The following is an 18,341-nucleotide window of genomic DNA, read 5'->3' as shown; positions in this document are numbered from 1 at the left end:
TTGATTCGGGAACGCGGGCCCTATACACTGATTGCGCGACGACGCGCCGTCCGGCAGGACGCGGCGCCCGTCGCTTGCGGGGGATCGCCAGAAGGCGCCTGACACTGGCGACGGCATGCCGGCACACGCGTGCTGCCGGCTCCAACTGGAGCGGATCGGATGTCCGATACATGGTGGCGGGGCGGCGTCATATACCAGATCTACCCGCGCAGCTTCGCGGACAGCAACGGCGACGGCATCGGCGATCTGCCCGGCATGATTGGTCGGCTCGACTACATTCGCTCGCTGGGCGTCGACGCGATCTGGATATCGCCGTTCTTCAGGTCGCCGATGAAGGACTTCGGCTACGACGTGTCCGACTATCGCGACGTCGATCCGCAGTTCGGCACGCTCGCCGATTTCGACCGGCTCGTCGCCGACGCGCACGCACTCGGTCTGAAAGTCATGATCGACCAGGTGCTCAGCCACACGTCGGATCAGCACGCGTGGTTTGTCGAGAGCCGTTCGGATCGCGACAATCCGCGTGCGGACTGGTATGTCTGGGCGAACGCGCGCGCGGACGGCACGCCGCCGACGAACTGGCTGTCCGTGTTCGGCGGGTCGGCATGGCAGTGGGATACCCGGCGGCGGCAGTATTACCTGCACAATTTCCTCGCGAGCCAGCCGGATCTCAACTTCCATCATCCCGACGTTCAGCGCCAGTTGCTTGAAGAAGTGCGGTTCTGGCTCGACCGAGGCGTGGATGGCCTGAGATTCGACGCGTGCAACTTCCATTTCCACGACCGGCGATTGCGCAACAACCCGCCCGCCGTCGCCACGTCGGCATTCCTGGCGTCGGTCGACAACCCGTACGCGATGCAGCGCCACCGCTACGACAAGACACAGCGGCAAAACCTCGATTTCCTGAAACGGCTCAGGCATGAACTGGATGCCCATCGCTCGGTCGGTCTCGGCGAGATCGGCGACGACGACGCGCTAGCCACGATGGCGCAATACACCGCTGACGGAGACAAGTTGCACATGGCGTACAGCTTCGATCTGCTGACGCCCGAGTTCTCGGCGGCCCATGTGCGCCGCACGGTCGAGCGCATGGAGTCGAAGCTGGCCGAACATGGCGGAAAAGGCTGGGTATGCTGGTCGGCGGGCAACCACGATGTGCAGCGCGTTGTTTCCCGCTGGGGCAACGGCGCCGCAGGGCCCGGCTTCGCGAAGCTGGTCCTCGCGCTGGTCGCGACGCTGCGCGGCAGCGTCTGCATCTACCAAGGGGAAGAACTCGGCCTGACGCAGGCGGAGATTCCATACGAGCAGCTGCGCGATCCGGCCGGCATCGAGTTCTGGCCGCGCGACAAGGGGCGCGACGGCTGTCGCACACCGTTGCCGTGGCGGGCGGACGAGCCGTTCTGCGGCTTCTCTTCGGGCGAGACCTGGCTGCCGATTCCGGCCGAACACGTGTCGAAGGCGGTCGACTTGCAGGATCGCGACTCCGCATCGACGCTCGGCTTTTTCCGGTATTTCCTCGCATGGCGCCAGCGTCAGCGGCCGCTGCTCGACGGCAGCATCCGCTTCCTCGAAGCGCCGGAGCCGATCCTGGCATTCGAGCGTGCGTCGGACGCCGACCGTCGCCTGCTCGTGTTCAATCTCGGTGCCGACCCGCAGCGCTGGGCGTTGCCTGACGACTTGATCGCCCATCCGTCCGATGGCCACGGTCTCGTCGGGGCGACGCTGACGGGACGCCATCTGATGCTGGCGCCGTACACCGCGTGGATCGGCCACGTTGCCCATGCGTGACACGCGAGCTGACCGGCCGGGCGACGTGGCGCGCGTAGACGACGTGCCGGGCGCCCTCTGCGGCGACGTCAGGTGGCCGGAACGGGACGGGCATCCGGCCATGCCCGACCGGCAGATGATGGCCGAGCTGCTCGCGGGCCACCTCGCCGATCCGTTCTCGATTCTGGGGATGCATGAAAGTACCGGCGGGCTGGTTGTCCGTGCGCTGCTTCCCGGCGCTGTCGCGGTCGCCGTCGTCGAGCGCGCCAGCGGGCGCGTGGCAGCAGCGCTCGATCATGTCGAAGGAGGGCTGTTCGCGGGTGTCGTCGCCGGCTGCGTGTCGCGATTCGCGTATCGGCTCCACGTCGAGTGGCCTTGCGACACGCAGGTCATCGACGACGCGTACCGGTTGCCGGTGGCGCTCGGCGAACTCGACGCGTGGCTGCTGGCGGAAGGCACGCATCTGCGGCCGTATGAGACACTCGGCGCGCATCCCGCGGTGCTCGACGGCGTCGAAGGCGTCAGATTTTCGGTGTGGGCGCCGAATGCCCGTCGCGTATCGGTGATCGGCAGCTTCAATCGCTGGGACGGGCGGCGGCACATGATGCGCCTGCTTCCGGCGTGTGGCGTGTGGGCGCTATTCGTGCCGCACGCAACGAAAGGCGATCTCTACAAGTTCGAGATCAAGACGCGCGACGGCGATCTGCTGTTCAAGGCGGATCCTTACGCATTCCGCGCGGAGATGCGGCCCGGCACGGCGTCGGTCGTGCAGGGCCTGCCGCCCGTGAGCCGTCCCGAACGCATTCGGGCCCATGCGAACGCGCCGACCGCGCCGATGAGCATCTACGAAGTGCACCTCGGGTCGTGGCGACACGTGCCGACCGCCGCCGGGCCCTGGCCGACGTATCGCGAGCTCGCCGGGACGCTGATTCCGTATGCGAAGGAGCTGGGCTTCACGCATGTCGAGCTACTGCCCGTCAGCGAACATCCGTTCGACGGTTCGTGGGGTTACCAGCCGACCGCGCTTTACGCGCCGACTTCGCGCTTCGGGACGCCGGACGATTTCCGATACCTGGTCGAAGCGGCGCACGCGCAGGGCATCGGCGTACTGCTGGACTGGGTGCCAGGGCATTTTCCGGGCGATCCGCACGGCCTCGCGCGATTCGACGGCACCTGCTTGTACGAATATGCGGACCCGCGAGAAGGCGTGCATCGCGACTGGCATACGCTGATATACGACTATAACCGGCCCGGAGTAGTGAACTTCCTCACCGGCAACGCGCTTTACTGGATCGAACGGTTCGGTGTCGACGGGCTGCGTGTCGATGCCGTTGCCTCGATGCTGTACAGGGACTACAGCCGTCCGGCGCACGACTGGATTCCCAATCGCTTCGGCGGACGCGAGAACCTCGAGGCAATCGCCTTCCTGCGGCACATGAACCGGACGATCCGAACGCAACGCGCTGAAGCCGTCACGATTGCGGAGGAATCGACCAGTTTCCCGGGCGTATCGAAGCCCGTCGAAGCTGGCGGACTGGGCTTTCACTACAAATGGAACATGGGCTGGATGAACGATACGCTCCGCTACATGCGCGAAGACCCGATCCATCGCAAGCATCATCACGACACGATCACGTTCGGCCTGCTGTATGCGTTCGACGAACGCTTTGTGCTGCCGTTGTCGCACGACGAGGTGGTGCACGGCAAGGGATCGATGCTGTCGCGCATGCCCGGCGACGAATGGCAACGCTTTGCCGGCCTGCGCGCGTATTACGGATTCATGTGGGGGTATCCAGGCGCCAAGCTCCTGTTCATGGGCAACGAATTCGCGCAGCCACGCGAATGGAGCGCGGATGCATGCCTCGACTGGGACCTGCTCGCGCACCCGTTGCATCGCGGCGTGCACTGCCTGGTGCGGGACCTGAACGCGGCCATGCGCCGGCATGCGGCGCTCCATCAGGCCGATTTCGATCCGCGCGGTTTCGCATGGATCGAGGTCGATGATTGCGACAACGCGCTGTTTTCATTCATGCGCATTGCGGACGACGGCCGCTTCGTCGTCGTGCTGTGCAATTTCACGCCGGTGCCGCGCAACGGCTATCGGATCGGCGTGCCCCGGCCAGGCGCGTATCGCGAGATTGTCAACACGGACGATCGGCAATACGGCGGCAGCGGCGTCGTCAACGGCGTGATGCAAACCGACGCGATCCCGTCGCACGGTTACGCGGCATCGCTGGCCATCACGGTGCCGCCCCTCGCGACCGTCATGCTGGCATCCGACGACCCGTGTCCGCATTCCGGCGGGGGGCCGGCCTGAAACGCGGCTGCGTTCGCGTTGCGCATTCGAACGATCGTTGACGGAGAGGGATGTCCATGCGTGTGCTCCATGTTTGCGCCGAAGTCTATCCGCTGCTCAAGACAGGCGGCCTCGCCGACGTGACGGCGGCGCTTCCCGCCGCGCTCGCGGCGCTGGGATGCGATACGCGATTGCTCGTTCCCGGCTTTCCGTCGATCCGCGACGGCATCACCGGTACAACCCGGATCGCGACATTGGGCGGCCGGTTCGGCGCCGACGCGGCCGCGCTGTACCGCGGCAAGCTCCCCGACAGCGAGGTCGTCGCCTATTTCATTGACGCGCCGGCGCTGTATGACCGGCCAGGCGGACCGTACGGCGATCCGCGCGAATCGCCGTATCCCGACAATCATCGCCGCTTCGCGTTGCTCGGATGGGTCGCCGCGCGCCTCGCGCGCGAGCTCGATCCGTCCTGGCGTCCGCACGTCGTGCATGGTCACGACTGGCATGCCGGCCTCGCGCCGGCCTATCTGCGGGCCGATGAACGGGAGACGGGCACGGTCGCCGCGCGCAGCGTCTTCACGATCCACAATCTCGCGTATCAAGGCGTGTTTCCGGCCCACCAGTTTCACGAGACGGGGTTGCCGCCGGCGTTCTTCGATATCGACGGCGTCGAATTCTTCGGCCAGTACTCGTTTCTCAAGGCCGGCCTCTACTATTCGGACAAGATCACGACCGTCAGCCCGACGTATGCACAGGAGATCCAGCATGCCGAGCAGGGTTGCGGCCTGAACGGCCTGCTGCGTCGGCGCGCCGGCGACTTGCACGGCATCCTGAACGGCGTCGACGAAGCGATCTGGAACCCGGCGTCGGACCGTCACCTCGCCGAGCGCTACAACGAGACGTCGCTTGCCGGCAAGTCGGGCTGCAAGACCGCATTGCAGCGCGCGACAGGACTGGATGTGCGGCGGGACGCGCTTCTCTTCGGCGTGGTCAGTCGGCTCGCCGAGCAGAAGGGATTGCATCTCGTCCTGAAGATGCTTCCGGATATCGTCAGAAGAGGGGGGCAATTCGCACTGCTTGGCAGCGGCGACACCGGACTCGAGCAAGCATTCACGCGTGCGGCCGAGGAACACCCGGGCGCTGTCGCAGTCGTCATAGGCTATGACGAATCCATGTCACATCGTCTGATCGCAGGCAGTGATGTGATCATGGTGCCGTCCCGCTTCGAACCTTGCGGATTGACACAGTTGTTCGGCCTCAGGTACGGCACGCTTCCGCTCGTCCGGCGGGTAGGCGGATTGTTCGACACGGTCGTCGACTGTTCGCTCGAAAACCTTGCGGACGGCTCTGCGACGGGATTTGCGTTCGATGCTTTTGATGAACTGGCGCTCGGTGCTGCCGTACGCCGAGCCTTTGCCCTTTATGAACGCAAGGAGGAATGGGAGCGGGTACAACGATGCGCGATGCAAGCGCGATTCGGTTGGAACAGTTCAGCAACGAAGTTGATGTCCGTCTACCGCCAACTCGCAAGCACGGCGCCACGTCATCGAACGGAGCAGGTGGCATAGATCATGACTGGTCTACCAGGGAACTCGCCGGGGACAGGCGTTCTTGATATCCGTTGCGCTCGCAACCGGGTTTCGGGACGCGTCAGGAGCGAACTGCCGACGGCCTTGTGTAGTCGGGCACGGCGCCTGCCGATAAACGGAAGACGAAGCGCGTCCGACGGTTTTGCTGGACACGCGAACAGGTTGTGACATGTTCATCCGCCCGCCCAGCTCGCCCGCCCAGCTCGCCACGGCATACCAATGCTTAACCCATCGCAACGAAACCTTGGCGAGTTGGCAGCATCACGAAGACGGGTATCGTGTTCATCGCGCCATCTGCGACATCGTCGCCGATGGCCTGACTTCCCGTCTCGAGAAACAACCTCGTGACGCTTCACATCTGCCGAAAGAAGGGCACCGACCCTAATCCAACCAGCCAAGCAGTTAGCCTGATCTTCGCCAGCAGGTAGGTCGTTGCAAATGCTAGCGGCACAACCATGATCAGCTTCAATATCACCGTGACGATCGGTGCTGTCGACCAGCCCATGGTGTGCTGGATCAAATCAAAGCAGTCGATAAATATCGGATGGATTAGGTAGATTCCAAAAGTATATTTGGCGATTCTCGCGTAAAGAGGAGACCAGATCTGATGCTGAGATCCTAGAAATGCCGTGAGAATCAGAACCGGTGACAGAAAATGGGCATAAAATCCGGCGCCGGTTCGCACTGGCCACTGTGCCGCCGCGACCGCGTCAGTGGCGTAAACCAGCTTGGCCATATAAGCGACAGCGAGCAGTAACAACGATAGCCAAAGAAAATGTTTGCTCTCATCAAACGAAAGCTTGCGTTTCCAGATGCCGAATACGGCGAATCCTGCAATTCCATAGCCGCTGTAGCAGATGATCTTTACCATACGAACCAGGTAATCACGGTAGAGCGGATCGGTGACGTGCCCCCACAACCAGCCCTGCACGTAGTCCATCACCTGCAGGGTGCCAATGATCGATAATCCGACAACCGGATAGCGGATCGCTGCCTGAATTGCGGGATATAGCAAAACCAGGAAGAACATCGTCGGAAGGTAGTGCAAATGGTATTGAGCGGAGCCGAGTAGCAGGTAGCCAATCCACGACTGCCACTGCGCGATCTGCTCCATGATCGCGGCCCGGTAGCCGAATGACTCAGCCTTGAGCAAGCGGAAGAATGCATAAAACACGGTCCATGCGACAAATGGGATCAGAAGCCGTTTCGCCTGCTCGCGGACCAAGTCAACGTATGCAACATGCCGACGATCGATCTTGAACGCGATCAGGAACATCGAGAACAGAAAAAATAATTCCGAACCGGACAGTTCGCCAGTAATCCGTACGATAGCCGGTCCGACTCGTTCAGAGGCCAGGGCATCCGGAAACAATTGTCCGTCAGGACTCGCACTGACGTGTATCATCACCACACCGAGGGTGGCAAACACCCGGCATGCGTCGAGCCAGTGTATCCGTGCCGAACCGGAAGACATGCTGCTTTGCGTCGGTATCTGCGGGATTTGCTGAAGCATTCCATCCTCCGTTTAGGCTACTCGCCACTGCCCGATGGCAGGAGACTATGAAAACGATGATGAAGTTATTAAAAAGGTAAGATTGATTGTCCAGTGCAAACCCGACGCATGGGCCGGCGCGGTCGCACATGCAACGATCTGAGTTAAATTCAGCGATAGCGCGGTGCGGGGTGGCACGGCCGATCGGGGGCTTTGGGTGCGATTGCTCTGGGGATGGCCAGGGGGCGAATGTATTAAATATGGATAAAATCCGGTGTTCGGTCACGCATCATGGCTAGTTCCCAGAGGCGCCGCCCGCTACTTACACTGCTTCGATTGTGTTGCATCGTCCGGTTGAATCCGCAGTCTGCAACGGTCCTTTGTTGAATTGCGAGTTGGGCGTTCATGAGTGCCGATCTCGGTGATCTCGTTGCCGATCTGGTTGATCACATTCACCGAAATCCGCAACGGGCTTCTTTTGATCGATCGTAAGTAGCCGGCGAATGCCCCGAAAAGTTTGTCGCGCAATACTTGAGTTGATCGACATGATTGTTGTCTCCAAGATCCGCGCTGAGTCGATCTTACCGAGCACAGATACAGTGTCGCCGCCAATTGCTAGTCGTGATTCGCCATGGCGACAGGCGCGGACGTGCTGCTGCCACCGGAGCCGCAGATTAGTTCATTTTTTCGATCAGATTCGCGCCGCAGGCGCGCGACCTCCATGATCAGCCGTCTGATTTCATCGAACGAGCATGTTCGTAGAATGGCCGATCAATACTGGTCCAGTAATGGGGGCGCTTATCCCGAAGTCATCACGGAATCGCCGTTGCGCGTGGTGCGGACCTGCCGTAACGTTACGTGTGACAGCCGACCGTTGCGTTCCAACTTGATTCAAGAGGAACTCGTGACTAAGAGCGACTAACACAACTGGACACGATGCTCGCTAGTCCGTACTTTTGCGTGCATGGCAAGAAGAAAGATCAGCAACGAATTGTGGGCGGTGCTCCAACCGCTGATTCCGGAGTTCGAGCATTCGCCCAAAGACTTCACTCGCCTGCCTGCATCCGTGTGTTTGGCTCCCGGTAAACTTCGGCAAGGCGGGGTTTATCGCCGCCAGCGCCGAGAGGTCAATGTTTGCGATGCATCCACCCCAAGTGATGGGAGTCCAGCCACTGAACGACTTCCATACTTGAATGTTCGCTCTGGTAACGGCGCGCCAACGCGACTGCAACCACCGCGACCACCGCAAGACCAACCACCCAACCAATCATCGACTGAGTCATGACAGCCTCCTTGTGAATGTGGAATGCAGCCATGACTGAATTCTAGGCGTCTTGGCGGAAGGATTCACAAGTCCTGCGCCACGCCGCGCGGACGAGCCGCCTGCACATGCACGATCCTGGGGAAGGTACGCTCGACCTCCACCTGATCGGTCGCGCCCCATATCCAAGGATCTGGGGCGCAGGCCTTAGCTGTGACTGATGAGGTGAACAGGTTTCGGTCGGGATGTCGTGCAGATTTGATCGACGGCACTCACCGCTCGGTTCCAACGGAATGCGCGAACGCGGGCAAGCGATGCTTCCAAGGACAACTTTTCTGAGAATTTCCGTGCCCAAGGACACCTTTTCTGAGACTGTGAGCATGTGATCGTCTCAAAAAAGATGTCCAAGCCATTGATTTATATAGGGTGCCAAAGACATCTTTTCTGAGAGCCCACACCCGGACTATTTCCTGGGTCAGGGTCGGTATCCAAGCTCATTCGATATCGTCCAGCTTTACCCCGGTGTTGTTCTTCCATGTCAGCACGGCGCAACTCGCGGCTACGGCCACCACGATAAGATAGACATTGAATAGCTGCCCCCTGTTGATGGAATACAGCCATGCATTCAAATATGAGGCGGTGCCGCCGAAGAATGCGACCGCAAGTGAAATGAAGAAGCCGAAGAGACGGGTGCGGTAGCGTGTCGGCACTTGTTCCGAAATGGCTGCAGGCTTGCTCCCGGTGATAAATGCAACGAGCACGAGCCCGACCGATTGCGTGACAAGCAACGTCCACGGCTCGCTGGAAATCAAGCTCCAGAGCGGAAAGATGGTGATCGAGATGCCGAGTAGCGAGATGAGCGTTGTAACCTTGCGTCCTGTGAAATCGGAAAGGCGTCCAATGAGCGGAAGCGCGATCAGATAGATCACCTGGGCAATGCAACTCATTGCGAACGCGCGGTGCGGATCCATGTGCTTGACACTGATTGCATAGATGGCCGCGGATGTTACCCACGTATAGTAGGTAAGCGTCGAACCAGCCTCATACACGAACAGCTTCAAGCCTTCACGCACGACCTTGGCCCGTGGCCACGGCTTATGACGGGCGTTGGTCGAAGCGTCGACGCTGATGCTCTCCACCATATTGCGGCGCAGCCATAGCGCGAATATCGCGAGAAACCCGCCTGACGCGAACGGCACCCGCCATCCCCAGTCCTGCATGGCGTCCGGTGAAAGGAACGCCGTGAGAGACGCAAGAAAAAAAGTGGCAAGCAGCGAGCCGGCGCCGACCGAAATGAACACGGCACTCGACCACAAACCACGCTGCGCCGGAGGAGCGATTTCGGCAACGTAGGCGTAGGACGCAGTTGTTTCGCCGCCGTGCGCCGCACCCTGCACGAGTCGCGCTACCAGCAATGCAGCCGAGGCCCAACTGCCGATTGCGTCATATGGCGGGATGATCGCGATCAGAAGGCTCGCGAACGCCATGAGGAGCATCGTACTCAAGAGTACCGAGCGGCGCCCGATCCGGTTGGCGATCGCGCCGAATACGATGCCACCCAACGGGCGGGCGAAGAAGCCTGCAGCGAATACGGCCAGCGTACCGAGCAGCGACGATGTCTTGTTCGTATTATCGAACAGCGCGCCAGCAATATAGACCGATGCGACCGTGTAGACCGTCCAGTCGAACCATTCGAGTAAATTGCCGAGGCTGGACGCGATCAAGGATCGCCGATGAGATGAAGGTTGCGACGCGGCACGTCGCGACGACGAGGAGAGATGAGAAAGGTAAGTCATGAAGTCTCCAATTTATTGTCGCGGGAAATGTTTTCGCGCCCGGTTCGCGCTGCCTGTGGGCTCAGGCAGTAGCGTGGTCGATGGCTTCCATTGCCGCGACGATGTCCGCGATGCCGAGCGTGCGCTCGAAATTTGCCGAGTAGGGTGCTTGTAACGTGAAGCGAGCGACGGTCTCGTAGTGCTCGCGAGTGACGACGCCAGAACCCAGGTCGCACAAGCGGACCGGCAGACCAATGCGTGCGTAGAGGCCGATCATGTCGCGCATGAAGTCCGGTGCTCGACGTTCGAGATGTAGTTGAACGAGCAGCGCGTACGCGACCTGCAAGCCGTGTGGTGCCCGCGCCGACGTTTCGAGCCGGGACAGGCCACGCGTCATCGAGTGTGCGATCGATAGCCCCGCGCTTTCGAAGCCCAGGCCGCTCATCAGAATGACGGCTTCGACGAGCCGGTCGAATACCGGAGCAGTGCGGCCGTGCTTGAGCTCGGCCAGCGCCGTCTCCGCGTGGGCCCGAATGATCGAAAAGCACTCGCGCGCGAGTACGTACGCAGAGTAGGACGGCCTGGCGCCGAACATGTTTTTGCCGTCGCTGCGCAGGCACTGCTCTGCTTCGAAGTATTTGCTGATCGCATCACCGATGCCGGCAAGCAGAAAATGTGTCGGGGCCTGCGCGATCAACGTTGTGTCAACCAACACGTACGTGGCGCTGCGCGGCAAGTGCCTGACCGCCGCGAGTTGATGATCCTCGTCGTAAACCACATAGTTTTTGGAAGTTGGGGAGTCGTTCGATGCAACGGTGGGCACTGTGATCAACGCGCAATGTGCAGCATCGACGAGCGCCTTTCCAGCGTCGAGCGTTTTGCCGCCACCGATCGCAACAACGACTTCGTGGTCGAACGATTGCGCGGCCTGCTCGAGCTCGCGAACCTTTCGATCCGTGAGTTCACCGCTGAACGCCAGCCAGCGTACGTCGATGTCGTGCGCGGCGCACGAGGCCGCGATTCGCGATCCGAACTGTTCTTTCACGAAGCTGTCGCAAAGGATCAGCGCACGATCCGAGCATTCGCGAATGTATTGGCCGATATCGTCAAGGATTCCGTCGCCCTGAATGTATCGACCAGGAGAGCCAAAAATAAGTGCGGTCATGATTTCGAGTGCCGGTTGGATGGAATTCGGTACGGAGTCTTAAACAGACGAATCTCATCAGATGCATCAGTGATTAGGGTGTAGTAAGCGTGCCGGAATCGCCGATCGGTTTGCTTGCAAGGACCGCGCATTTGGGCTGCGAGCTCGCTGAGACGTTGGGCGACAAGGACGCCAGCCTCAGCCTTGCGGATTCACGTTCGTGAGCAGGAATTCGACAAAGTGATCGAGTTGCGACGTAACCATGTGTTCGCCACGGTGAGTGCGAGCGCCACGCGCTTCAGCTTCTACCAGAAACCGCGTGACCGCGGGCTGCATGACCACCTCGGCGACGACCATTTCAGGCGTCAGCTTCGACGTGTCGCACGGCAGCACGTCGTCAGGTTTCAGCCCTAGCGACGTTGCGTTGATCACGATGTCGTGATTGCCCGGCTCATCGCTGCCGGCTTTTACCTCGCAGTTCGGCACCGCCTTTCCGACGAGTGCCGCCAGGTCGCGTGCTTTTTCTCGACTGCGGTTGGCGATCGTCAGCCGTGCAATGCCCTCGCGCGCCAGTGCCAACGCAAGGGCAGTCGCCGCTCCACCTGCGCCAAGCAAAAGCACGCGCTTGCCCGCGAGCGCGATGCCCTCGCGCAGCATGCCGGCGACAAAACCGGAACCGTCATACATTCGCCCCGTATAACTGCCGCTCGCGTTGCGGCGGACCGCGTTCACGACGCCGAGCAACGATGCGTCGCCATCGAGCTCCTCACACAGTTCTGCCGCCGCCTGCTTGTGCGGAATAGTGAGCACGACACCGGCCAGATTGGCGACGTGCCGCAGTCCGTCCCATGCCTGCGTCAGGTGCTCGGGACGCACGGCCCACGGAACCATGATCGCGTTGATGTTCTTCCTGGCGCAATGGGCATTGAACAGTGTGGGCGTCCGGACGTGAGCGGCCGGCCACGCCATCAAGACGATAACCCGTGTTTCTCCATTGACCGTGGGCGAGGAGGGGAGAGTGGTCAGCACATGCGTCTCCGTGTTGTTAGAAGATATATGATGCATCATTATGGGCCGAAGCGGCAAGGTCAATTTGCGGAGTGCGATTGATGATTACCCGTAATGCCACGCACACACAGTGACAACAAGAGGGCGGTGTGTGCATCGATCATTGCATCACGATGATATATGATGCATCATGCGTGAAACGAAGCGGGATGCTGGATCTTGCCGCGCTCGTCTCGTTCCTTTTAGATTCCAACAGGAGACTCTATGTCGACAGCATTGCAGGAGAGCGATCATGCGCTTTCCAAGGAGACGCTCGCACAGCTGCGCGAAAAGGCGCAATTCGTCCGCCTCGAGACAATTCGTCTGATAGAAATCGCGAAGACGGGACACTACACGTCGGTGTTTTCCGCAGCCGAAATCTTTGCTGCGCTTTACTACGACGTAATGTCCCTGCGTGCCGGCAACCCGCGCTGGAAGAACCGCGACCGGTTCACGATGGGTAAGGGGCACGCGGCCGTCGGTCTCTTTCCCATTCTTGCGGACTACGGGTTCATCGACCGAGAGACGCTCGATGGCTACACCCGTCTCGGCAATCCGCTCGGCGATCATCCGGATATGACCAAGGTTCCCGGAATCGATTTCAGCTCGGGGTCGATCGGTCACGCGCTATCGAACGGTGCCGGCATGGCCAAGGCGGCGCAGATGGCGGGCAGCCCGTTCAAGGTGTTCACGTTGCTGGGTGACGGAGAAATGCAGGAGGGGCAGGTATGGGAGGCCGCGATGTTCGCAGCGCATCACCGCCTCTCGAACCTCGTCGCGATCGTCGATCGCAACGGCTATCAACTCGACGGAAAGGTCGACGACGTCATCGGCATCGAATCGCTTGCAGACAAGTGGCGCGCTTTCGGCTGGGAGACGCATGAAGTGGACGGCCACGATCTGACCGCGCTCGTGCCGCTGCTGCGTCGCGTGAAGGCCGATACGGCGCGCAACAAGCCGGCCTGCATCATCGCGAAGACGGTCAAGGGCAAGGGCGTGTCGTACATGGAAACCGAGCCGGGCTGGCATCTCGGCTATCTCGCACCCGATGACGCGCAACGTGCGATCGAAGAAATCAAGGGCAAGGTGATCTGAGCATGTCTACTCCGCAAAATCCCGATTCGTGGCAGTACCGCGCCCTCAACGCGCGCAATCCTGGGCTCGACTATCTTTCCGATGCACTTATCGGCCTTGCGCGCGAAGGTCATCCTGTCGTCGCCGGCTCTGCCGATCTCCAGTATTCGAACGGCTTGAACAAGTTTGCCGGCGAATTCCCGGAGCGTTACGTGCAATTCGGTATCTCTGAACAGAACATGGTTTCCGCAGCCGCCGGCATGGCGACCACCGGCGTCATGCCGTTCGTCGCGACCTTCGCCTCGTTTCTCGGCCTGCTGTGCTGCGAGCAGATCCGCATGGACGTCGCGTACTGCAGGCTGCCGGTGCGACTCGTCGGTCACCATACCGGCATCTCGCTCGGCTTCTATGGCACCTCGCACCATGCGACGGAAGACATCTCGACGATGCGCGCGATTGCGAACCTGACCGTCATTTCGCCGGCCGATGGCGCGCAGCTCGCTGCCGCGATCCGCGCGTCGGCCACGTGGCCCGACCCGATCTACTTCCGCATCGGTCGCGGGCGTGATCCGAAAGTCTATGACGACGGTGTCGAGTTCACGATCGGTAAGGCCATCGTTCATTCGGTGGGGCGCGACGTCACGATCATCGGCTGCGGATTGCCGGTCGCCGGCGCGCTCGAAGCGGCCGACAATCTGGCGCGCGAAGGCATTTCGGCCGGCGTGATCGACATGCCGACCATCAAGCCGCTCGACCGCGATGCCATTATCGCGGCGGCGCGACAGTCGAAGGTGCTCGTCACGGTCGAGGAGCACAATGTGATCGGCGGGCTGGGCGCGGCCGTGGCCGAGGTGCTGGCCGACGAAGGGCTCGGCGTGCGGCTCGTGCGGCACGGGATTTACGACGAGTACAGCCTCATCGCACCGCCGACGCATCTGTATGCGCACTACGAACTCGATGGTCCCGGTATCACCCGCGTCGCGCGCGTCGCGCTCGCGAAGGCAACCTGACGCGCCAGCCGCCTGCGCAACGGCACTCCGTATCGCGGGCGGCGCCTGGCAATCGACTTTTTTGCGGTACGTGAAGGGTGGCAGCGACACGCTGGCTCGCGAAGCGAGCGCCCGACATCGGGGCGCGGCGCCGCACTTCGCGCCTGTTCCGATAAACGGGAGTAACGATGTTGAATGACGATGGCTGGCGCGGCGCGGAGCTGCGCGATACGGATCTGTTGCGGGACGCGTGTCCGATCGGTAGCGAGTGGGTCGCGGCCGACGACGGCACGACCATTGACGTGTTCAATCCGGCAACCGGTGCGTTGCTCGGCACGGTCCCTCGAATGGGCGCGGCCGAGACACGCCGGGCGATCGATGCGGCTGCACAGGCGCTGCCGCATTGGCGTGCGAAAACGGCGAAGGAACGCGCCGCGTTGCTGCGCAGATGGTATGAGCTGATGCTCGAACATCGCGACGATCTGGCGAAAATAATGACGCTGGAACAGGGTAAGCCGCTGAACGAGAGTCGCGGTGAAATCGACTATGCGGCGTCGTTCGTCCAGTGGTTTGCCGAAGAGGGCAAACGCGTTTATGGCGACACGATCCCGGCGCCGGCAGGGGACAAACGGATCGTCGTGTTGAAGCAACCCATCGGCGTATGCGCAGCCATTGCCCCATGGAACTTCCCGGCCGCGATGCTCACGCGCAAACTCGCGCCGGCGCTGGCCGCCGGTTGCACGATGGTGCTCAAGCCCGCGAGTCAAACTCCGTTCAGCGCGTTGGCGCTGTGCGTGCTTGCGGCACGTGCCGGCATTCCGCACGGAGTGGTTTCGTGCGTGACGGGCGACGCGAAGCAGATTGGCATCGAACTCACGTCGAATCCGCTCGTGCGGAAGCTGTCCTTTACCGGTTCGACGGAAATTGGCAAGCAACTGCTTGCCCAGTGTGCCGTGACGGTCAAGAAGACGTCGATGGAACTGGGTGGCAATGCACCATTCATTGTATTCGACGATGCCGACGTCGACGCGGCAGTACGCGGCGCGATCGCATCGAAATATCGCAACGCCGGCCAAACCTGCGTGTGTGCGAACCGCCTGCTCGTGCAGGACGGTATTTACAACCGCTTTGTGGCGCGACTCGCGGAGGCCGTCGGCAAGCTGCTGGTCGGCAACGGCATGGACGAACGCGTCACGATCGGGCCGCTGATCGATGCCGCCGCCGTCTCGAAGGTCGATGAGCTTGTGCAGGACGCGCTGGCGAAGGGTGCGCGCATCGTGGCGGGCGGCAAGCGCGCGGAGCAGGGTACGAACTTCTTCGAACCGACGATCCTGGCCGACGCCACGCGCGACATGCGCATCTTCGACGAGGAGACGTTCGGCCCGGTTGCGCCGATCTTCCGGTTCAAGACGGAATCGGAAGCCATCGCGCTCGCGAACGATACGCCTTTCGGGCTTGCTTCGTATTTCTACGGGCGCGATATCGCGAGGGTATGGCGTGTCGCGGAGGCGCTCGAATACGGGATGGTCGGCATCAACGACGGTATCGTGTCAACCGAAGTCGCGCCGTTCGGCGGCGTCAAGGAAAGCGGCCTCGGCAGAGAAGGATCGCGTTATGGCCTCGACGACTATCTCGAGATCAAGTACCTGTGCTTCGGCGGCATCGCCTGATCGCCGGACGTGCGGAAAATGAAATGGCCGCCGTGGGCGGCCATTTCGGCTGATCGGCTTTGAACGCCTCATCGAATCGGCCTAGAAGCCGGACACATACCCTCCATCAACGGGCAGCGTCACGCCGGTCACGAAAGCCGCGGCGGGCGACGCGAGAAACACCGCCGCGCCCGCGAGATCCCCTGCTTCGCCCCAGCGACCGAGAGCGGAACGCGACACGATCTTGCGCGACAACTCTTCCGATTCCCAGAATATCCGCGTCATGTCGGTTCTGTGGTAACCCGGAGCGATCGCATTCACGCGCACTCCGCGCGGCCCGTATTCATGGGCCAGCGAGCGAGTCAGACCGACCACGCCGGTCTTGCTGGCGCAGTAGGCCGGTACGTCGGCGTCGGCGAGGTAGCTAAGCATGGACGCGATATTGACGATCGAGCCGCGCGATCGTTCGAGGAGCGGGCGCGCGGCCTGCGACACGCGCATTACGCTACGTAGATTGACGTCGAGTACATCGCTGAACACATCGTCCGCGTATTCGTCGCGCGGGCGAGCTACGCCAGCCGCATTGACGAGCACATCAAGGTGTCCGAGGCTACCGAAGAATGCGTCGATTTCGCCGTGACTGCGCACGTCCAGCGCGGCAAAACGCAAGCCGGTCAGCGACGCCTCGTTGCGTAGCGCGTCGAGCTTCCTTGCGGACGAGCCCGTGGCGATGGTATGCGCGCCGAGTCGGTGGAACGCACGCGCGATGGCAAGCCCGATGCCGCTCGTCGCGCCGGAAACGAGCACGTGCCTTCCTGCAAAAAGATTGTCGCGAAAACTGTCGGTGTCAAAGCTCATGAAGTGAATCTCCTGTGAAAGCGCGCGGCGTGCGGACCAGTGCAGTGCACGCCCTTGCATCGCATGCGGAACAAAGCGAAACGAATCAGTTGCTCGAGCCTTGGGCCCGAATTTCCGGAATCGACCGGACGGGCGGAATCGTGTACCTGTAGAAGAGGTTCGCCGGATTCGGATCGATCTTCTGGTCGACGTTGCCTTGCGTGATGATTGCCGGCGGGAAACCGGAGCCCATGGGCAGATTGTTCGCATCGACGCGCCGCGTGAACGCGTTGTGGATGAATTCGATGGCAGCCACACCGGTCTGCTCGCCGGAGTTTTCGCCGGACACGAGGATGTTGCCCTTCTTGATCTGGTCGAGCTCTCCACGGTAACCGCCGGCTGCATCGGCGATGCGTATCTTCCCCTGCTTGCCCATGTTTCGTACGGCGCGCAATGCGCCGAGCCCCATGAAGTCGTTCTCGGAGAGGATGAAATTCAGTTTGGTACCGTGCGCGGAAAGGATATCTTCAGTGGCAGCGAGGCTGCCTTCCTCGGTCCACTTGCCTACGCCCAGCGCGAGCACGTTGAATTTGATGTCCGGAGCACTCAGCTTGCCGGTTTTCTTCAAGGTCTGGAACAGTTCGAAGCCGCGCAACATGGCGTCCTCTCGGGTTGCGCTTGGGGTGCGGTCGCGCATGCGCTGATCGACGATGCCCGCGATCAGTCCGTTGATGCGGCTTTCCGACGTCGAGTTTCCGAGTACACCGATGACGACGGCCGCGTCGATCGGCGTGTCTTTGCCCGCCGCCTTCGCCACGTACTGGCCTACCTCGAAACCGCTCGCATAGGGGTTACCAAGTAGTGTGGTGAGCACTCGGGCGCTCGCGTCCGGCGTGGTGCCGACGGTGACGACCGGGATGCCGGCATCGACGGCGCGATTGATGCATGCAGACACGCCCAGCGTATCGGTCGGATCGACCACAATGACGTCCATTTTGCGCGTGACAAAGTTGTCGATCTGCGCGCATTGGCGCTGCAGGTCGCCGTCGGCCACCTGCACGTCGATCGAGTAACCGTATTTCGCCGCACTCTGTCGCGCCCCTTTGACGAGCTCGACGAACCACGGATTGCCCAGCGTGATGTCGGTCCATCCTATTTTTAACTGGTTCGGATTGGCTGGCTGCTTCGGCCACGCCTTGTGGGTCGCCGTTCGATCGGGCAGGGCTGGATCCACCACACCGGACAGTGCCGTATTCGGCAGCAGCGTGTAGATTTTGGCCTTGGCCTGGCTGTGGACAGGGGCGGTGATGCCGAACGCCAGCATGGTGGCAACGGCGAGCGCTCTGCGAGCAACCTTCATTTCAGTCTCCTTAATAATATTGTTTGACGAAAGAAAAAGGGGCAGCGAGAGGGCCGCGTGG

The 18,341-nt window shown here is 61.4% G+C and carries 13 protein-coding genes; 6 read left to right on the top strand and 7 right to left on the bottom strand.

The genetic code is table 11. The features are described from left to right. Positions 1-159 precede the first annotated feature (159 nt). The 3 genes from U4Y91_RS34320 (at position 160) to glgA (ending at position 5,631) form a co-directional block, all read left to right on the top strand. Positions 160-1,788, top strand: a complete 1,629-nt coding sequence (locus tag U4Y91_RS34320) for an alpha-glucosidase (protein ID WP_321808796.1) — start codon at positions 160-162, stop codon at positions 1,786-1,788. Positions 1,789-1,888: 100 nt separating this feature from the next. After that, positions 1,889-4,084 (top strand): 1,4-alpha-glucan branching protein GlgB, encoded by a 2,196-nt coding sequence (gene glgB, locus U4Y91_RS34315; protein WP_321808795.1) that lies wholly within the window; start codon positions 1,889-1,891, stop codon positions 4,082-4,084. A 50-nt stretch (positions 4,085-4,134) separates the two neighbouring features. Next, positions 4,135-5,631 (top strand): glycogen synthase GlgA, encoded by a 1,497-nt coding sequence (gene glgA / locus U4Y91_RS34310; RefSeq protein ID WP_321808794.1) that lies wholly within the window; start codon positions 4,135-4,137, stop codon positions 5,629-5,631. A gap of 373 nt (positions 5,632-6,004) precedes the next feature. On the opposite strand, the gene U4Y91_RS34305 is transcribed toward glgA, so the two are convergent. The 5 genes from U4Y91_RS34305 to U4Y91_RS34285 form a co-directional block, all read right to left on the bottom strand. Then, on the bottom strand, positions 6,005-7,165 hold the full coding sequence (locus tag U4Y91_RS34305; RefSeq protein WP_321808793.1) for an acyltransferase: 1,161 nt from the start codon (positions 7,163-7,165) through the stop codon (positions 6,005-6,007). Positions 7,166-8,271: 1,106 nt separating this feature from the next. Further along, positions 8,272-8,427, bottom strand: a complete 156-nt coding sequence (locus U4Y91_RS34300) for a hypothetical protein (protein ID WP_175804046.1) — start codon at positions 8,425-8,427, stop codon at positions 8,272-8,274. Between the two features lie 472 nt (positions 8,428-8,899). Continuing rightward, positions 8,900-10,201, bottom strand: a complete 1,302-nt coding sequence (locus U4Y91_RS34295) for an MFS transporter (protein ID WP_321808792.1) — start codon at positions 10,199-10,201, stop codon at positions 8,900-8,902. Positions 10,202-10,262: 61 nt separating this feature from the next. Further along, positions 10,263-11,345: a glycerol dehydrogenase gene (locus tag U4Y91_RS34290; RefSeq protein WP_321808791.1), complete on the bottom strand. Its 1,083-nt coding sequence runs from the start codon at positions 11,343-11,345 to the stop codon at positions 10,263-10,265. Between the two features lie 177 nt (positions 11,346-11,522). After that, the gene (locus U4Y91_RS34285; RefSeq protein WP_321808790.1) at positions 11,523-12,353 is read right to left on the bottom strand and encodes a shikimate dehydrogenase; all 831 of its coding nucleotides are present in this window, start codon (positions 12,351-12,353) and stop codon (positions 11,523-11,525) included. 243 nt (positions 12,354-12,596) lie between these two features. Here U4Y91_RS34285 and U4Y91_RS34280 point away from each other — a divergent pair, with 243 nt between their 5' ends. From U4Y91_RS34280 to gabD, 3 genes are all read left to right on the top strand, one after another. Continuing rightward, the gene (locus tag U4Y91_RS34280) at positions 12,597-13,466 is read left to right on the top strand and encodes a transketolase (RefSeq protein ID WP_321808789.1); all 870 of its coding nucleotides are present in this window, start codon (positions 12,597-12,599) and stop codon (positions 13,464-13,466) included. Positions 13,467-13,468: 2 nt separating this feature from the next. Next, a complete protein-coding gene (locus U4Y91_RS34275; RefSeq protein WP_321808788.1) occupies positions 13,469-14,455 on the top strand; it encodes a transketolase family protein in 987 nt (328 codons plus the stop codon). Between the two features lie 167 nt (positions 14,456-14,622). After that, positions 14,623-16,104: an NADP-dependent succinate-semialdehyde dehydrogenase gene (gene gabD, locus U4Y91_RS34270; RefSeq protein ID WP_321808787.1), complete on the top strand. Its 1,482-nt coding sequence runs from the start codon at positions 14,623-14,625 to the stop codon at positions 16,102-16,104. A gap of 81 nt (positions 16,105-16,185) precedes the next feature. On the opposite strand, the gene U4Y91_RS34265 is transcribed toward gabD, so the two are convergent. Continuing rightward, positions 16,186-16,941, bottom strand: coding sequence for an SDR family NAD(P)-dependent oxidoreductase (locus U4Y91_RS34265; RefSeq protein WP_321808786.1), 756 nt, complete (start codon positions 16,939-16,941; stop codon positions 16,186-16,188). 85 nt (positions 16,942-17,026) lie between these two features. Next, positions 17,027-18,280, bottom strand: a complete 1,254-nt coding sequence (locus U4Y91_RS34260) for a sugar ABC transporter substrate-binding protein (RefSeq protein ID WP_321808785.1) — start codon at positions 18,278-18,280, stop codon at positions 17,027-17,029. Positions 18,281-18,341 lie beyond the last annotated feature (61 nt).

Origin of the sequence: Burkholderia sp. BCC1993 (assembly GCF_905339865.1) — a bacterium.
Taxonomy (GTDB): Bacteria; Pseudomonadota; Gammaproteobacteria; order Burkholderiales; family Burkholderiaceae; genus Burkholderia.
The sequence above is the reverse complement of the archived record's forward strand: the minus strand, read 5'-3'. Positions and strand labels throughout refer to the sequence as shown.

Bases quoted from the DNA above. Each gene is read 5' to 3' on its own strand.
- U4Y91_RS34320 (WP_321808796.1), top strand. From the start codon at position 160: ATGTCCGATACATGGTGGCGGGGCGGCGTCATATACCAGATCTACCCG.
- glgB (WP_321808795.1), top strand. From the start codon at position 1,889: ATGCCCGACCGGCAGATGATGGCCGAGCTGCTCGCGGGCCACCTCGCC.
- glgA (WP_321808794.1), top strand. From the start codon at position 4,135: ATGTCCATGCGTGTGCTCCATGTTTGCGCCGAAGTCTATCCGCTGCTC.
- U4Y91_RS34305 (WP_321808793.1), bottom strand. From the start codon at position 7,165: ATGCTTCAGCAAATCCCGCAGATACCGACGCAAAGCAGCATGTCTTCC.
- U4Y91_RS34300 (WP_175804046.1), bottom strand. From the start codon at position 8,427: ATGACTCAGTCGATGATTGGTTGGGTGGTTGGTCTTGCGGTGGTCGCG.
- U4Y91_RS34295 (WP_321808792.1), bottom strand. From the start codon at position 10,201: ATGACTTACCTTTCTCATCTCTCCTCGTCGTCGCGACGTGCCGCGTCG.
- U4Y91_RS34290 (WP_321808791.1), bottom strand. From the start codon at position 11,345: ATGACCGCACTTATTTTTGGCTCTCCTGGTCGATACATTCAGGGCGAC.
- U4Y91_RS34280 (WP_321808789.1), top strand. From the start codon at position 12,597: ATGTCGACAGCATTGCAGGAGAGCGATCATGCGCTTTCCAAGGAGACG.
- U4Y91_RS34275 (WP_321808788.1), top strand. From the start codon at position 13,469: ATGTCTACTCCGCAAAATCCCGATTCGTGGCAGTACCGCGCCCTCAAC.
- gabD (WP_321808787.1), top strand. From the start codon at position 14,623: ATGTTGAATGACGATGGCTGGCGCGGCGCGGAGCTGCGCGATACGGAT.
- U4Y91_RS34265 (WP_321808786.1), bottom strand. From the start codon at position 16,941: ATGAGCTTTGACACCGACAGTTTTCGCGACAATCTTTTTGCAGGAAGG.
- U4Y91_RS34260 (WP_321808785.1), bottom strand. From the start codon at position 18,280: ATGAAGGTTGCTCGCAGAGCGCTCGCCGTTGCCACCATGCTGGCGTTC.